The sequence below is a fragment of the Echinicola strongylocentroti genome (assembly GCF_003260975.1).
GTDB lineage: Bacteria > Bacteroidota > Bacteroidia > Cytophagales > Cyclobacteriaceae > Echinicola > Echinicola strongylocentroti.
In genome coordinates, this window is record NZ_CP030041.1 from 3335185 (window position 1) to 3351229 (window position 16045).

Sequence of the window (16045 nt, forward strand, 5' to 3'; positions counted from 1 at the left end):
AATCAGAATAAAATATTTTAACCTAAATTTGGTGATTATTCCCCTTATGCATAGGACATCTAACCAGTGAGTTTATTTTCCAAAAAAACTGGGAATCCGTCTACAATAACCTTAGTGTCCAGTGGCTGTGTGGCGACATACCAAATGAATTGAATTCCCGGAAAAATTAAATAGCTTGATTCACTTTCTGCTGGCTAGGTTAGGGAGACGATCCATATAGGTCCAGCATACAACCCGCGTTCACCGTATACCTTTGGACTTTAGCTTGCCTGACCTATACGGTAATGGATTTACGGAAGTGTTGGAGATGGAGATGTCAACTTCTCAGATGGGTCGCAGTGATCAGGCGATGTTTGGGAGATTATAAAACCATTGGTACCGTAACTGAAAGGGTCCGCTAGAAAAAAGCTACCCATGATCTCCCTGTGAAACCCTTTAGACTAACTTGAGGTTTTTGCAGTCAGGAATTTGGCAATCTCCATAGAGCACCAATGAATGGCTGGTGATGGCCGAAGAAAATTCTTTGCCCATAGCCTCTTTAATGAGGTTGATTCTTTCGTCTGAAAATTCACGGATTTTACGGCATTGATTACAGACATGGTGGTCGTGGTGCTTATAAGTAAGTGCCTGCTCATATAAGGCTACTTTGTCCTTAAACTGGTGCTTTACGGCCAGTCCGCACTCTACGAGAAGATCAAGTGTATTGTAGATAGTGGCACGGCTGATAGAGTAGCCCTTATTTCTCATCAATAAAAAGAGACCCTCCACATCGATGTGCTCATCCTGCGGAAGGGCATAGAGTTCATCGATCACAGAAAACCGTTCGGGGGTTTTTCTGCTCCCTTGCCTCATCAAAAAATTCTCGAAAATCTTCTTTGCCTTATCTACGATTGACTTCTCTGCCATAATTGTTGTTTAGTAAAAAATAAAGATGAGGGTTTTTTTAGATTTTATCAAACGAAGGCCATGTTGGAAGCCATGTAGATGCTAATTTGCTTTCAGTCTAAATTAGTTTTAGGTTTTTTTATGCAAAAATCAGCATTCAATAAGGGTGAAAAGCAAAAAAACTTCTTCAAAAATTGGCACCGTTTATCACTGCTTGTTTTTATTTTAAGCCTATAGTGCTAAATTAGTTATGTATGACCCTGACAAAACCAATTCTTCTTTTTTGCACAGCCATTATTTTGTCAAGCACTATGCTATGGGGACAGGTGCCAGGGTTCTATATGAAAGATGACCAAAAGCGGGTCAATATCCCTTTTCTGAATTATAACAACCTGATCATTGTACCGCTATCCATCAATGATGGCCCTGAACTCAATTTCCTGTTGGATACAGGCGTGAAATCAAACATCCTGTTTAGCAAAAGTATCGGAGATGCCATAGGGCTCTACTATACTCGGACGCTCAACTTGATGGGAGCGGATGGTAAGACCGTCCTCACGGCTTTGGTTTCTCCAAATAATCACTTCGATATGGGACCTGTAGAAGGCCGGGTACAACCTATCTTGGTCCTTGAGGAAGATTTTTTGGAACTGGAGCGTGTCATCGGCGTACCGATACATGGTATCATTGGGTATGAATTTTTTAAGTTTAATCCTGTCAAAGTCAATTATGATACAGACTTCCTCACTTTTTACAGAAGAGATCGACTGAAATGGCGGCCTTTTGGCTATAGAAAAATTGCGCTGAGCTTTGATAACTATAAGCCATACGTTCAGAGTACTGTAGACCAAATAGAAGGACAGGTCATTCAGGGAAAACTGCTGATCGATACCGGAGCTAATCATGGACTTCTGCTAAACAGGGAAACCTCCAGTGAAATCACCTTGCCACCAAAGCATATCGAAACGGATTTGGGAAGGTCACTGGGCGGGGATCTCTACGGTTTTGCGGGCAGAGTAAAAAAGTATGCCCTTGGAAACCTAAAATTTAGGAAAGTAATCACTTCCTATCCAGATGAGACGGAGTTTTCATCGATCATTATAGAGTCAGGTAGGCTTGGAAGCCTGGGGTCGGATATCCTGGCTAGGATGACGCTAATTATTGACTACCCCAGAGAACGCATGCTGTATAAAAAAGGTGGGGAATTCCATAAGCCATTTGAATATGATATGAGCGGGTTGAAGGTACGCTTGACTAGTTTGGAAGAGAGACGGTACTATGTAAGTAGCGTCCAGGAGGAGTCTCCTGCTTCTAGGAACAACTTCAAACCAGGTGATGAAATCCTCAGTATTAACTTATTGCCCATCGAGTATTGGGACCTATCTGGCATCAATGACCTCCTACGATCAGAGCCGGGAAGAGAGATTATCTTTACCATCAGAAGGAATATCAACGGGATCATGATGGAGCTCGAAAAAGAAATTATTCTGAAAAAACAGCTTTAATCTGGTGATAATTTGAGAATATTACATCAGTAAACCACTAATTATCATACAGATTTACTACTTTTTGTAGTAAAATAAACCAAAATTAAATAACCTTGTGTGTTTTTTAATAAACCATGGACACTAATAGTAGAGAAATAGGAGCTTCTATGCTTACCTTTCGGAGGTTCAGCTTCGGTGAATATGATGGACTATATTTGGATGGGTATCTAAAAAATTTGGTTGAAATGCCAAATGAGACTAATTTATCCAAGCTGTTTTTTGCCTTACCCACACCGAAACTAGAAAAGATTTATCGATTTTTAGCCGTAGAGCAGTCGCTTGTAACATTTATCCTGATTGATCAGAAACGATTTGTACCTGTGAAGATCACTGGCAATGTAATCAAAGAAACTTCATCTTCCCTAATCAATGTACTGATCACACCTATTGTGCAACAGGGTGGTGTCCAAAATCAGTGGGTCTATAATATCAATGATGGTAGTTTTTTTAGTCATTTCCGGAACTCTTCGACCTATTTGCCACAGGACAAAGACATCACCACGTCCCTTGGTGTTTGGTTTCCAGAGGTAAATCAGGAAATCATCGCTGACTTTATCCAAGGGCTCGACAATGGATTTCTAAGTATAGAGAATGAGATAACATCACTGGTAGAAAAGAAAGCCACTGCAAATGAAAATTATTACCTGCTGATAGAAAAGAAGCATCCTATAAGTTCCGATGTGCCCTCATTTTCCATATTGCAAACCGAGCGATTTGATAAAAATATCCCAAAGTCCATCTTTTATCATTATCAGCCAACCAAAAACCAATTGGTCGTCACTGGTGATATTAAGGATATGCTTGGCTATAGCGATAGTGCGCCGATAATATTGGATTACAAGACTTGGCTCGATATGGTTCATGAGGAAGATCGGGAAGCCTTGAGTTGTTTACTTGATGAGGATGCCAATGTTTCAGATTCGAGAGAGCAATGGTACCGTGTCCGCCATCAAAACGAAAATTACGTCCACGTAAGGGATGTTTGTTGGACTTATACAGATCACCAGTCTGGTGAAGTGGGTTTTCTAGGTTGGGTAAAGCTGGGTACTAAATGGGAATATCAGGTCGGTGAAGAGATTAAGTCAAACTGCACACTGAGTGAGTTGGCAGACTTTATGCCTGGCTTTTATTATGTATACCAAAAAAAGGGCTATCTACTCAAACCATTGTTTGCAGCTGATAAAGTAAAGGACGTATTGGGTGTAGATAAAGAGTATTTTATAAGGAATTTCAACAATATTGTCCAACAATTACAGTCAAAAAGCAAAAACAACACCGAAAACCAGCAAAAACTAGGCAGTGACATCCTCCAAATATTGCTTCCTAACCAAAGTGTACAATGGATATTTACAACAGATTTCCCATTGACGTCAGGCGGGGAGGAAGTTTATATAGGCTATATAGTGAATTTGACTTGGCTCAGGGAGATCAAATCAGAGGGAAAAGACCAGGATGAAGAAAGAAAGACCTATTTTGATTATAACCCATTGGTTATCTTTCAGTTTAATGCAGAAGGCACCATCCTAAATGCCAACAAGACACTTTTCCAAAAGACCAATACAACGGATAAAAGTAAGTTTATCGGGAAAAGCATTCATGACCTTTATAAAAAATCTCCTGTCTATACTACCTTGATCCAAGGGGTTGAAAATGGTTTTGCCCAATATGAAGGGCCATTTATCTCATTTTTGAGTAATAGGAAATATTATGTTGGTCTGACAGTTCGTAAACACGAAATAGGTGATGTGTACCAAGCCGCTTTTGAAGATATCAGTGAAAAGGATTTTGTACAACGGGTATTGAACAGTGTGGCAGCAATTTCTGCCCACTATAATGACATAGAGTTTTTTCAGCAACTTGTCCAGCTATTATCGCAAAAATTAAGCTTCTCCATATGTATGATTGGAGAGTTTATAGAGCAAAAAGACAGTATCCAAAGCATCGCAGTTTCCAAAAATGGTGAATTGGCCGAGAATTTAACTTATCAACTGAAAAACACACCTTGTGAGCATGCCGTAAAAGCCCATAATGAAAATGTCATCATTGTTCCCGACCATGTAAGTGAGTTATTTCCCAAGGATGATTTTCTGAAAGAAGAAAGCTTGCTGAGCTATTGCTCGATAGGAATCAAGGACAAGTCCGGTAAGAAAGTAGGTATTTTGGTGCTAGCTGATACTCGGCCGATCCATAACAAAAATGTCCTTATCAATATCGTATCCATTCTCAGTGATAGGGCAGGAGCAGAACTCCAGCGTATGCGCTATGAAAAAGAACTGATCGCTTCCCAACAGCTCTATAAAAGCATCGCCGAGAACTTCCCCAAAGGCACCATAGACGTGCTGGACCAAAACCTAGAGTACATTTATACAGAAGGAAGCGAATACCGGCACTTGGGAATAAACCCCAAGGAGCTCATTGGGGTTTCCCATTTGCAAAAATATGATAGTAGTACGGCAAAATTGGCCAAAGAAAAATTAGAAGAGGTCTTTGAGGGAAAGACAGTCACGTATGAGATCGCATTTAACGAAGAAAGTTATAAAAAAATCGGTGTGCCACTGCGAAATGAGCATAATGAAGTGACACGGGCACTTTTAGTTACCCAGAATATTTCAGCCTACAAAAAAGCAGAAGTAGAACGCGAGAAGCTTATCCGTGATCTTTCCAGCCACAATGAGGAACTGCAGCATTTTGCATATATCGTCTCACATAATTTACGGGCACCTATTGTCAATATCACTTCTCTTTTGGACTTGATCAATGAAGAGGATCTTTCAGCAGAAGAGAACAAGGAGCTATTTGATAGTCTTAAGGTCTCTACAGCTATTCTGAACACCACCTTGATGGACCTGATCGAGGTAGTTTCCATCAAAAAGAAAAAGATTATCCGGGTAGACCACATTGATTTTGATAATATTCTGAACAACATCGAAAAGAGCCTTCATCGTCAGCTAAAGGATGCCAAGGCGAAAATCCACAGGGACTTTCAGGCACCTGCTATCAATTACGTCTACAGCCACCTTGAGAATTTTCTGCTCAATTTTATGACCAATGCCATTAAGTACAAGCACCCAGAGAGGCTTCCCGAAATATGGATAAGTACAAGTAAAGATGGTGATAGAAATAAGATCACCTTCTCTGATAATGGTATCGGCATTGACTTGGACAAATATGGTGATCGGATATTTGGTTTATACCAACGTTTTCACAACCATGTAGAAGGAAAAGGACTTGGCCTTTATCTTATAAAAGAGCAAATCCGCTCATTGGATGGGGAAATTGTTGTGGAAAGTACAGAGGGAAAAGGGACTACCTTTATCGTCTTTCTCCACAACCTTCCTTTGCCACAAGAGTCAAGCTGAGCGCCTAGCTAAAAGTAGCGTAGATTCAGCGTGGCCAAATGTATTTTTTTAAACTCTTTCGCCTCTTTTGCGTGATTATACCTAAATTCGAATATCTCAATCAAAAAAACTGAAACCAAAGGATTATAATGGAATAAACCAAAGAAGGTTTTCACCATTGGTTTCATATAAATTCGAGTAGTGAAGATTAACATTCAATAATAAACACATGAAAAAAGCGATTATTCCAATTTTGATTTTGGTGGTAGTAGGTATTTTTGTCTATACGAAGGCGGTAGGAACCTACAACCAATTTGTACAGACCGAAGAGGACATCAACGGCAAATGGGCTGAAGTGGAAACCCAATACCAGCGCAGGGCAGATCTTATCCCTAACTTGGTCAACACCGTGAAAGGCTATGCCGATTTCGAGAAGGAAACCTTAGAAGGCGTGATCAACGCACGTGCCAAGGCCACTTCGATCAATATCAATGCCGATGAGCTTACTCCTGAGAAAGTAGCCCAATTCCAACAGGCCCAAGATCAACTTGGGGGGAGCCTCAGCAGGTTGTTAGTAGCTGTGGAAAGGTACCCAGACCTAAAAGCCAACCAAAACTTCTTGGACCTGCAGGCCCAGCTGGAAGGCACCGAAAACCGAATCGCTGTGGCCAGGAGGAACTTCAATCAGTCCGTCCAAGCTTACAATTCCAATTTAAGGACATTCCCGAACAATATCTTTGCAGGTTGGTATGGCTTTGAGAAGAAAGGCTACTTCGAAGCTGCCGAAGGAGCTGAAAATGCCCCTACCATAGAATTTTAAATTGACTCATTTTGCCCGGCCTATGCCGGGCATTCTTATTAAAAATATTAGGCCATGGCCGAAAAACTATTTTCCAAGGAAGAAAAGCAACAGATCGTTGCTGCTATCAAAGCTGCTGAGCTACAGACATCCGGAGAGATCCAAGTCCATCTAGAGAGTCACTGTAAAGGTGATGTGCTGGACAGGGCTGCCGATGTCTTCGCAATGCTCAAAATGCACAAGACCAAACTCCGCAACGGGGTACTCTTTTACTTGGCTATTGAAGACCACAAATTTGCCGTCTTGGGTGATGGTGGTATCAATGCAGTCGTGCCCAAGGGATTTTGGGACGGTATAAAGGAGGAGATGGTGAAGCACTTTAAGGAGGGTAAGTTTACCCAAGGGCTGGTCACTGGCATCGAAATGTCAGGAAAAGCCCTGAAAGAACACTTCCCCTATGATGCTGATACCGACGAAAACGAACTCTCTGATGAAATTTCCTTTGGATAATATGTTGATTAAAAGATACGCGCTATTCCTGTTTTTATTTTTGCTGACCGCTCAGGTGATCATTGCCCAGGACGATTTCCCTGAGCGTCCCAATCCACCCAAGTTGGTCAATGACTTTAGCCAAACCCTTTCTTCTTCTGAGCAAGCTGCCCTAGAGCAAAAGTTGGTGGCATTTAATGACAGCACCTCGTCCCAGATCACCGTGGTCTTGATGGGCTCTGTAGGTCAATATGACATCAGTGACTATGCATTTCAGCTTGGTGAGAAGTGGGGAATAGGTCAAGAAGGCAAAGACAATGGCCTGCTGATCCTAGCAGCCATGAAGGACCGAAAGGTGTTTATAGCCACTGGATATGGGCTCGAGGGAGCTGTTCCTGACGCACTGGCCAGAAGAATCGTGGACAATGTGATCGTACCGTCTTTCAAGCGGGAAGCGTATTACGAAGGCTTGGATCAAGCCACCACGATGATCATCAAACTGGCCAGTGGAGAATATGATGCCGAAGACGTCGAAAAGAAAGGCAATAGCGGCGGAGCGATATTTTTCATTTTGATTTTCATCGTCATCTTTATCATCATACCCTTCATCAAAAATCGCAATGACAATGATAACCACATGGGAGGCCGTGGTGGTGGAGTAGATTTCTTCACGTCATTGATGCTGATGAACCTGCTGGGCGGAGGCAATCGCGGCGGCGGAGGTTTCGGAAACTTCTCCGGTGGAGGAGGGAGCTTCGGTGGCGGCGGCGGATTTGGCGGCTTCGGCGGTGGTAGCTTCGGTGGAGGCGGCGCTGGCGGTAGCTGGTAGTAAGTGATGTGGGAAGGTTAACATGTTTCAAAGTTTAAATGTAGTAGTTGTTGAAGTGCTAACCTGATCAAATAATATTTCAGGTGAATAATTCTCTTTGTGACTTATTCTTCTGCCACAAAGTCTCGAAGGCACAAAGGTGTATGTAAAAAAACTGTTGTTCCGACAGCTGTGCTGCGGAACCCCGAAAATTGAGTTTTTAACTCAATACTACCTCCTTGAAGGTGTGCTTTGAAAGCTGGTTTATGGGTAACTACATAGGAGCAGCTTAGAACACATAACTCAGCTAGCAGAATCTATGTTTTTTATGTGCCTATGTTGTTCAAATACACCTCGAAAAGACCACTTTTCTTAACCAAATAGCATTGGAAACAGTAGGGGCAAGTTTCAATACTCCTTCCGCCTTAGTGCCTTTATGGTTCATTCTTCTGCCACGAAGATTCGAAGTCACAAAGGGGGGTGATGTCTCCTCCGACACCATTATTTAGGATCAAGCAATATTTCCGGGGGAATAAATTTTGACACACTTTCTTGAAATTTATTCCCTATTAATTTTTGGAATAAAGCGCTGTTGGTGTGTGTTGGGTTTTAGCGTGAATTTATAAGCGCTAGGAAGGTAATTGCTGCTAAAACAATAAGATTAATTTTAATGTTTACCATGGGCGTTGCCCATGGCTAAGGATGTTACGCCCTTTCAGGGCTTTTTTATGCTACTTGTCTCTTCGAATTTAAGCAAAAAATCAGCGCAAATCATAATCATCTGCGTCATCAGCGTTCCATCAGTCCTCAGCTTTTCCGCTTGATCCATTATTTAAAAATCGCTTAGCGACTTGGTGCCTTCGTGGCCTTCAAAACAAATCAGCCAGATCAGTATGACCTGTCCCGCCAAGGTAAACCTGCCTTCAATAAAACATCGGCTGTTGTTCCGACAGCTGTGCTGCGGAATCCCGAAAATTGAGTTTTTAACTCAATACTACCTCCTTGAAGGTGTGCTTTGAAAGCTGGTTTATGGGTAACCACATAGGAGGAGTTTAGAACACATAACTCAGCTAGCAGCTCTATGTTTTTTATGTGCCTATGTTGTTCAAATACACCTCGAAAAGACCACTTTTCTTAACCAAATAGCATTGGAAACAGTAGGGGCAAGTTTCAATACTCCTTCCGCCTTAGTGCCTTTATGGTTCATTCTTCTGCCACAAAGGAGGTTTTGGTGGGGATGATGTCTCCTCCGGCAACATTATTTAAAAATAGCTTAGCGACTTGGTGCCTTCGTGGCCTTCAATAAAACATCAGCTGTTGTTCCGACAGCTGTGCTGCGGAACCCCGAAAATTGAGTTTTTAACTCAATACTACCTCCTTGAAGGTGTGCTTTGAAAGGTGGTTTATGGTTAACCACATAGGAGAAGCTTAGAACACATAGCTCAACTAGCAGACTCTATGTTTTTTATGTGCCTATGTTGTTCAAATACACCTGAAAAAGCCCCATAAAAGACCAAAGACCACTTTTCTTAAATGACCAATAGCATTGCAGTAGGGCCAAACCATCTAATCATTTCTTCCAATCCAGCTGCGGCAGGCTCAGTTTGAAGCGAACGGCAATCAATCGGATGGTCACTACCAATAGAAAAGAGAGGATCAAGTTGACGTTACGCTCTACGCCTAGGTTTTGGAGGACGATGACCAGTATCGCTCCACTGAGACATGCCGTGGCATACACTTCCTTCTTGAGCAAAATGGGCGTGGCATTGCAAAGCATGTCCCTGATTACACCGCCCATTACGGCCGAAAACATGCCCATCATTGCGGCGATTTCTGGTCTTACTCCCAGACTAAGGGCTTTTTCGGCACCCAATACCGAAAACAAAGCAATCCCCAAAGTATCAAACAAAAACAGCGTTTTTCGGAGCTTGGACATGATTTTAAAAAATAAGATGGCCGTAAGAATACCCGCAAAAATGGCGTAGAGATAGCTTACATCATCTATCCACACCAATGGGTAACTGTCCAATAGCACATCCCGTAAGGTGCCGCCGCCAATAGCCGTAATAAAGCCCGTAAACCCTGCTCCAAACACATCATGCTCCCGATCATGTACGGCTAATGCTCCTGACACCGCAAAGAAATAGGTGCCGACCAATTCGAAAATAAATTGTAGATCCATAGTGTTTTAACTATTTGTACAAATAACAACTATTTAGCGATAAAACGAAAACAGTCGATAGCCTTGAAGAGAGAAGTATTCCTGTGCCTTGATTTTTGTCCATCAACCCTTAAAAACAAAGCATCATGTGCCTTTCTCCATCATCAAGACGCCCATCGCACGAAGGTCGTGGACTAACACGGATTTGGGAGGTTCCAGGTACCTTAGCCGGTATTTTTTCATGGCTTCTTTCAGCAATTCTTCCGTAAGCAAAAAGCGGGTAGACCCGTCCAGTAACCGGAAAGTACCATCTCCGACTTTTTCACTGGCGGCATCCATGCCCCCAAAGCCTGTCGTCATCCGCAAGAACAACATGCCGCCGGGTGCCAAAACCCGCATCATCTCATCAAGCATCGCATAAAAATGAGCGGTATCCCTGGCAAAATGCAAAACAGCCGAGCTGATCACCGCTTGAAATGCCCCCTGATGAAAAGACATATCCTCCACAGGAGCCACTTGCAACCTCAACGGATCGTATTCACGGTCAATGGTCTTGGCATAGATCCTTGCCATTTGGATAGCCGTCGGATTTTGGTCCACACCAAATACCTGGAAGCCCTCGTGTAGAAAGTAGATCAGGTTTCGTCCTTCTCCGCAGCCGGCATCGAGGATGCGCATGTCTTTGGTAAATCGCCCCTTCAGTATTTGGTCCAGCAGGTAGATGTCAATATTGCCGAGCAATTTATTCAGTGCTGCAATGTTCATGGATGGAGTTGTTTTAGTGTGGCGCGGGTAAGGTCTTTGCCCACTTCGATGATTTCCTTGGCCCGGTAAAACTCAAACGTGCCACACTGCCTTCTGGACATCTGCACCACGGCATCTATGGTGTGTGCCTGGAGGATATAATCCGATAGCCTATCCTGCATCATCTCAAAGGAGAGGTTCATCAAATCCAGAAAACTGGGGCTCTTCGGTTTTTCTTTCCGTTCTTGGGGAAAAAATTTGCTCATTTTTGTGCGGTATTCCGTGACCCATTGTGGTACGGTGATCAGTGGCTTACCGTCCTTTTGTGCCTGATGCTCTCGGACCAGACAGGCAACGGGCGCGTTGACATCGGAAGCGATCAGTAGATCACTTTCAAAATCCTTGGCCAAATCAACCGGAATGGGGTTCAGCAAGGCTCCGTCCACAAATTCTTCCTCTCCGATGATAAAGGGCTTGAAGACCGTGGGAATTGCAGCAGAAGCCCTGATGGCCTGAAATAGGCTACCGCTCGCAAAAGTCGTTTCCTCACCGGAAGAAATGTTCACCGCATTGCAGGAAAAGGGAATCGGCAGGTTTTCGATCAGTTCATCCCCTACCAATGCTTCCACCGCCTGAAAAACTTTATTTCCCTTGATAAAACCCCGGGTAGAAATGGTGAAGTCCATCAGTGAAAACACATCGATACGGTCCAGGTTACAGATCCATTCTTTGTAGGCATTTAATTTTCCACGGGCATATATCCCCCCAATCAGCGCTCCCATGGAGCATCCGGCGATCGCATTAATTTTATAACCATGCTCCTCCAATGCCTCTATGACCCCAATATGTGCCAATCCACGGGCGCCGCCACTGGAAAGCACAAGAGAAACTGTTTTATTTGCCATGGTATTTTCGATAACGCGATAGAATTCCTGTCAAAATTACTAAACGTTCCGCAAGATATAAATGATGTAGGTTTTTATTAAAAGTAGGAAGGTTTGAAGGTTTTAATGATGGAAAGTTAGATGGCTTTGGTTCTAGCGGGCACATGGACAGGCTGTCTGAGATACTGTTCATTGCCTATTGAAGAACCGAATACCGGACACTTTGCTGCCGGTTACACCTCCTAGACTTTCTCAAAAACAATAGCAGCCCAGTTGTCCTTTATTTTTTGGCTGAGAAGCTGGAGTCCAAGGGACTCCGCTTGGGATTGGAGGTCGGGGATGTCATGGGCATAAAAACCGCTGAGAAAAAGTTTGGCGTCAGGTTTCATCAGGGACATGTACACTTCCATTTCATCCAAGAGGACATTTTTGTTGATATTGGCCATGACGATGTCAAAAGGCCCTTTGGGCTTGACTTCGCGGATGGTGCCATGCCCCATTTTGACATTTTCCATGCCGTTGAGTGCGAAATTTTCGTTACCATTTTCCACACACCAATTGTCAATGTCAAAAGCTTCAATGTGAGTGGCGCCCAGTTTGTAGGCCATGATGGCCAATATCCCCGTTCCGGAGCCAATGTCAATCATGCTTTTGCCTTCATGCGGTACTTCCAGCTGATGGGACAGCATCAGGTAGGTGGTGGCATGGTGACCCGTGCCAAAGGACATCTTGGGATTGATCAGGATATCGTAGTTGACGTCTTCTCTGGGGGCGTGAAAGGAGGCCCTGACATAGACCTCGCTGCCAATGGAGATGGGGTCATAGTGTTTTTCCCACTCTTCGTTCCAATTGACTTTGGGCATTTTGCCTTCGATAAGTGAAATGCTGGCCAATTCCTGATAGCGGTCAATTACTTCTTGGAAAGTAACCCGATCAAAAAGGTCTTCCTGGATATAAGCATCTACACCATTGTCAGTTTCCAAAAAAGAGTCAAAGCCGATCTCACTTAATTCGGCCATAAGGATTTCCGAAAATTCTTGTGAACAGGAAATTTTAAACTCGAGGTATTCCATCGTTTATAGAAAAGTTAGTGGTGTAATGCTAGAAGAAAGAGGCTGTTTAATAAAACAGCCTCTATTTATCTTAGAAGGACTTGATGATGTCTACAAAGTCCCTGGATTTTAGTGAAGCGCCACCGATCAATCCGCCATCCACATCTGGTTTGGAGAAAATCTCTTGGGCATTGTCCGGCTTACAGCTGCCTCCGTAAAGGATGCTGGTACCGTTAGCGATTTCCTGACCGTATTTGCTGGCCAAGTGCGCTCTGATCGCGGCATGCATGTCCTGTGCTTGGTCAGAAGACGCCGTTTTACCTGTGCCAATCGCCCAAATCGGTTCATAAGCGACCACGATTTTGGCAAAATCCGCCTCGCTCAGACCAAAAAGGCTCTCTGTCAATTGATCTTTTACATACTCTTCATGGGTGCCTGCTTCTCTGATTTCGAGCGGCTCACCACAGCAGAAGATTGGAATAAGGCCGTTTTCCAAGGCCAGTTTTACCTTCTCTGTAAGTTGCTCGTTGGACTCCGCAAAATACTCTCTACGCTCACTGTGACCAATGATCACGTATGCAGCTCCAAAAGACGCCAAGATGCTGGCAGAAGTTTCTCCAGTGTAAGCACCGGATGCTTTATCAGAGCAGTTTTGTCCGCCTAGGAAGATGTTGTCTACTCCACCGATCAGTTTTTTCACATTGGAAGCGTGGACAAAAGGAGGATTCAAGACCACAGTGACATCACTGACCCTTTCGTCTTTGACCATATTGACAATCTCAGAAGTCAGTTTTTGGCCTTCTTCCTGCGTTCCGTTCATTTTCCAGTTACCGGCGACGATTTTCTTGCGCATGATAATTTAGGTTAGGTTTGATATATTTGAATGAGAAAAGACTCCAAGAGTGGTTTTATCCCCCTTGGAGATGTTTCGTTGCTAAAATTACATAAAATGTCCTTCCCAAGAAAAGATTATTCTCAAGAGCCTCAGAAAAAAAACCTTACCCCTGGTCAGGCCAAGGTGAAGATTGCGGCATTTTGCGCCTACCAAGAGCGGAGCCAGCAGGAAGTGAGGGACAAGCTTTACACTTATGGGCTGTATCAAGATGAGGTGGAGGAGTTGATTTCGGTGATGATTACGGAGAATTTTCTCAATGAAGAGCGATTTGCAGAAGCCTATGTCAGGGGGAAATTTTACCTTAAAAAGTGGGGGCGGCTGAAGATCGAGCAGGGTTTAAAGCAGCACCGACTGTCGGCAAATTGCATTAAACTGGGGATGCGGGAAATTGACCCAGATGAGTATTGGGAGGAACTGTTGGGGCTTGCCGTAAAAAAATGGGCGACCACCCAAGAGAGTGATCTCTTTAAGAAAAAGGCCAAAATCCACCGTTTTTTAATCAGCAGGGGCTTTGAATACGATTTGGTCAGCAGTGCCGTGCAGGAGGTAGCCTCTGCGGGTTAGTGGCGATTGGGAGGGTTTGACGAACCTCTTGCCCAGTTGTGTAAAAAAAGTCTGGTGCTTATAAAAGTGTCTTTTCTCCTAAAGCATTCTTTGACTACCTTGTTGGGATATTGACATGATATAAATCAACCGTTATGAAAAAACTTATACTTGTGCTGACCTTGGCGGGGTTTGTTTTTACCGCCTTTGCTCAGCAGCAGTACACCACCTTGTTTGAGTCTTCGGGAGGAACAGCCACTCCAGCGTATACCGATGTGATGGCTTATTATGAAAAATTGGCCGAAGATTTTTCGGAGGTTCAGCTGAAGAAGATGGGCAAAACGGACAGCGGCAAGCCCTTGCACTTGGTCATCTTGGACAAAAAGGGGAGCTTTGACCCTGAAAGCTGGCGGTCTGATGGGCGTCTAGTGGTTTTTGTGAACAATGGCATCCATCCGGGTGAGCCTGTGGGCATCGATGCTTCCATGATGTACCTACGGGATATTTTGCAGGGAAAAGAAAACTGGGAGGAAGACATGGTGCTGGCATTGATTCCCGTCTATAATATCGGTGGACACCTCAATAGAAATTCGACCACACGGGTAAACCAAGAAGGACCCAAAGCCCATGGTTTTCGGGGAAATGCCCGTAACTATGACCTGAACAGGGATTTTATCAAGACAGACACCGAAAACTCCAAGAGCTTTCAGGAAATCTTCCAGTGGCTGCAGCCGCACGTCTTCATTGATACCCACACCAGCAATGGCGCAGATTACCAGCACGTCATGACGCTCATCGAGACACAGCACAATATGCTGGGTGGAGCCGCCGGAAAGTACATGTATGAAAAACTTACCCCTGGCCTCTTCAGCCAAATGAAAGAGCGTGGTTCTCCCTTGGCGCCTTATGTGAATGTCTGGGGCGATGTACCAGAAAACGGATGGTCACAGTTTAAGGATTCACCGCGGTATTCCAGCGGTTACGCTTCACTTTTCCACACCATCAGCTACGTTCCGGAAGCGCATATGCTCAAAACCTATCGGCAACGGGTAGAAAGTATGTACAAACTCTTCCAGTCTTACACGACGGTTTTTGAACGGGACATGGAGGAGATTGTCACGGCGGTGGAAGCAGATCGGGAAGCAGCGAAAAACCAAGAAAGCTTCAATTTTAACTACCAAATTGTAAAGGAAAATCCAGTGAAAATCGATTTTCTAGGCTACGAATCAGGCCATAAGGCGAGCGAGGTCTCGGGTGAGCCAAGGCTTTTTTATGACCGCAATAAGCCTTTTGAGGCAGCAGTGGATTTTTACGATACCTATTCCCCTTCGCTCTCTATCAAAAAGCCAAACTATTACGTCATTCCCCAAGGTTGGCTAAAAGTAGTAGAGAATCTACGGCGAAATCAAGTGCACATGAAGTCGGTAAAGGCTGACTTTACCATTAGCGTCACGGCGTACTATATCACAGACTTCAAAACCCTACAAAAACCCTATGAAGGCCATTACCTCCACTCCAATGTTCAGGTAAGAAAAACTTCCCAAGAGGTAAGCCTCCGCGCCGGTGACTGGCTCGTACCCATGGACCAGCCCGCCAATGACTTCATCATGGAAGTGCTGGAGCCGCAAGGAGAGGACAGCTACTTTGCTTGGAATTATTTCGATACCATCCTTCAGTCCAAAGAAGGGTATTCAGCCTATGTATTTGAAGATTTGGCAGCGGAATACCTATCCCAAAATCCAGGGTTGAAGGAAGAACTGGAAAAGAAAAAGGCTGCCGATCCTGACTTCGCAAAGGACGGTTCTGCCCAATTGAGATGGGTGTATGAGCATTCTCCTTGGAAAGAAAAGGAGCACATGCGGTATCCGATTTTCAGGGTAGATTGAGGCCGCGTTAATAC

13 protein-coding genes are annotated in these 16045 nt (G+C 43.9%); 7 read left to right on the top strand and 6 right to left on the bottom strand.

Annotated elements, in window-relative coordinates:
• Positions 1-435 precede the first annotated feature (435 nt).
• Positions 436-906 (bottom strand): Fur family transcriptional regulator, encoded by a 471-nt coding sequence (locus tag DN752_RS12975; RefSeq protein WP_112784342.1) that lies wholly within the window; start codon positions 904-906, stop codon positions 436-438.
• A 233-nt stretch (positions 907-1139) separates the two neighbouring features.
• Between DN752_RS12975 and DN752_RS12980 the strand changes: the two genes are divergently transcribed.
• The 5 genes from DN752_RS12980 (at position 1140) to DN752_RS13005 (ending at position 7887) form a co-directional block, all read left to right on the top strand.
• Positions 1140-2390 (top strand): aspartyl protease family protein, encoded by a 1251-nt coding sequence (locus DN752_RS12980; RefSeq protein ID WP_112784343.1) that lies wholly within the window; start codon positions 1140-1142, stop codon positions 2388-2390.
• Between the two features lie 116 nt (positions 2391-2506).
• Positions 2507-5791, top strand: a complete 3285-nt coding sequence (locus tag DN752_RS12985) for a PAS domain-containing sensor histidine kinase (protein WP_112784344.1) — start codon at positions 2507-2509, stop codon at positions 5789-5791.
• Positions 5792-5999: 208 nt separating this feature from the next.
• Positions 6000-6590: a LemA family protein gene (locus DN752_RS12995; protein ID WP_112784346.1), complete on the top strand. Its 591-nt coding sequence runs from the start codon at positions 6000-6002 to the stop codon at positions 6588-6590.
• Between the two features lie 54 nt (positions 6591-6644).
• Positions 6645-7079, top strand: coding sequence for a TPM domain-containing protein (locus tag DN752_RS13000; RefSeq protein ID WP_112784347.1), 435 nt, complete (start codon positions 6645-6647; stop codon positions 7077-7079).
• Positions 7060-7887, top strand: coding sequence for a TPM domain-containing protein (locus DN752_RS13005; RefSeq protein ID WP_112784348.1), 828 nt, complete (start codon positions 7060-7062; stop codon positions 7885-7887). The genes DN752_RS13000 and DN752_RS13005 overlap by 20 nt, the downstream gene beginning before the upstream one ends.
• Before the next feature lie 1549 nt (positions 7888-9436).
• Here the strand turns inward: DN752_RS13005 and DN752_RS13010 are convergent.
• The 5 genes from DN752_RS13010 to tpiA form a co-directional block, all read right to left on the bottom strand.
• Positions 9437-10048, bottom strand: a complete 612-nt coding sequence (locus DN752_RS13010; RefSeq protein WP_112784349.1) for a trimeric intracellular cation channel family protein — start codon at positions 10046-10048, stop codon at positions 9437-9439.
• 123 nt (positions 10049-10171) lie between these two features.
• Positions 10172-10792, bottom strand: coding sequence for a class I SAM-dependent methyltransferase (locus DN752_RS13015; RefSeq protein ID WP_112784350.1), 621 nt, complete (start codon positions 10790-10792; stop codon positions 10172-10174).
• A complete protein-coding gene (locus DN752_RS13020) occupies positions 10789-11676 on the bottom strand; it encodes a patatin-like phospholipase family protein (protein WP_112784351.1) in 888 nt (295 codons plus the stop codon). Before DN752_RS13020 ends, DN752_RS13015 begins: the two co-directional genes overlap by 4 nt.
• Positions 11677-11897: 221 nt before the next feature.
• On the bottom strand, positions 11898-12728 hold the full coding sequence (gene prmA, locus DN752_RS13025) for a 50S ribosomal protein L11 methyltransferase (protein ID WP_112784352.1): 831 nt from the start codon (positions 12726-12728) through the stop codon (positions 11898-11900).
• Between the two features lie 70 nt (positions 12729-12798).
• The gene (gene tpiA / locus DN752_RS13030; protein ID WP_112784353.1) at positions 12799-13560 is read right to left on the bottom strand and encodes a triose-phosphate isomerase; all 762 of its coding nucleotides are present in this window, start codon (positions 13558-13560) and stop codon (positions 12799-12801) included.
• Between the two features lie 96 nt (positions 13561-13656).
• Here tpiA and DN752_RS13035 point away from each other — a divergent pair, with 96 nt between their 5' ends.
• Positions 13657-14166 (top strand): regulatory protein RecX, encoded by a 510-nt coding sequence (locus DN752_RS13035; protein ID WP_112786538.1) that lies wholly within the window; start codon positions 13657-13659, stop codon positions 14164-14166.
• Positions 14167-14300: 134 nt separating this feature from the next.
• Positions 14301-16031, top strand: coding sequence for a M14 family metallopeptidase (locus tag DN752_RS13040; RefSeq protein ID WP_112784354.1), 1731 nt, complete (start codon positions 14301-14303; stop codon positions 16029-16031).
• Positions 16032-16045: the final 14 nt, after the last annotated feature.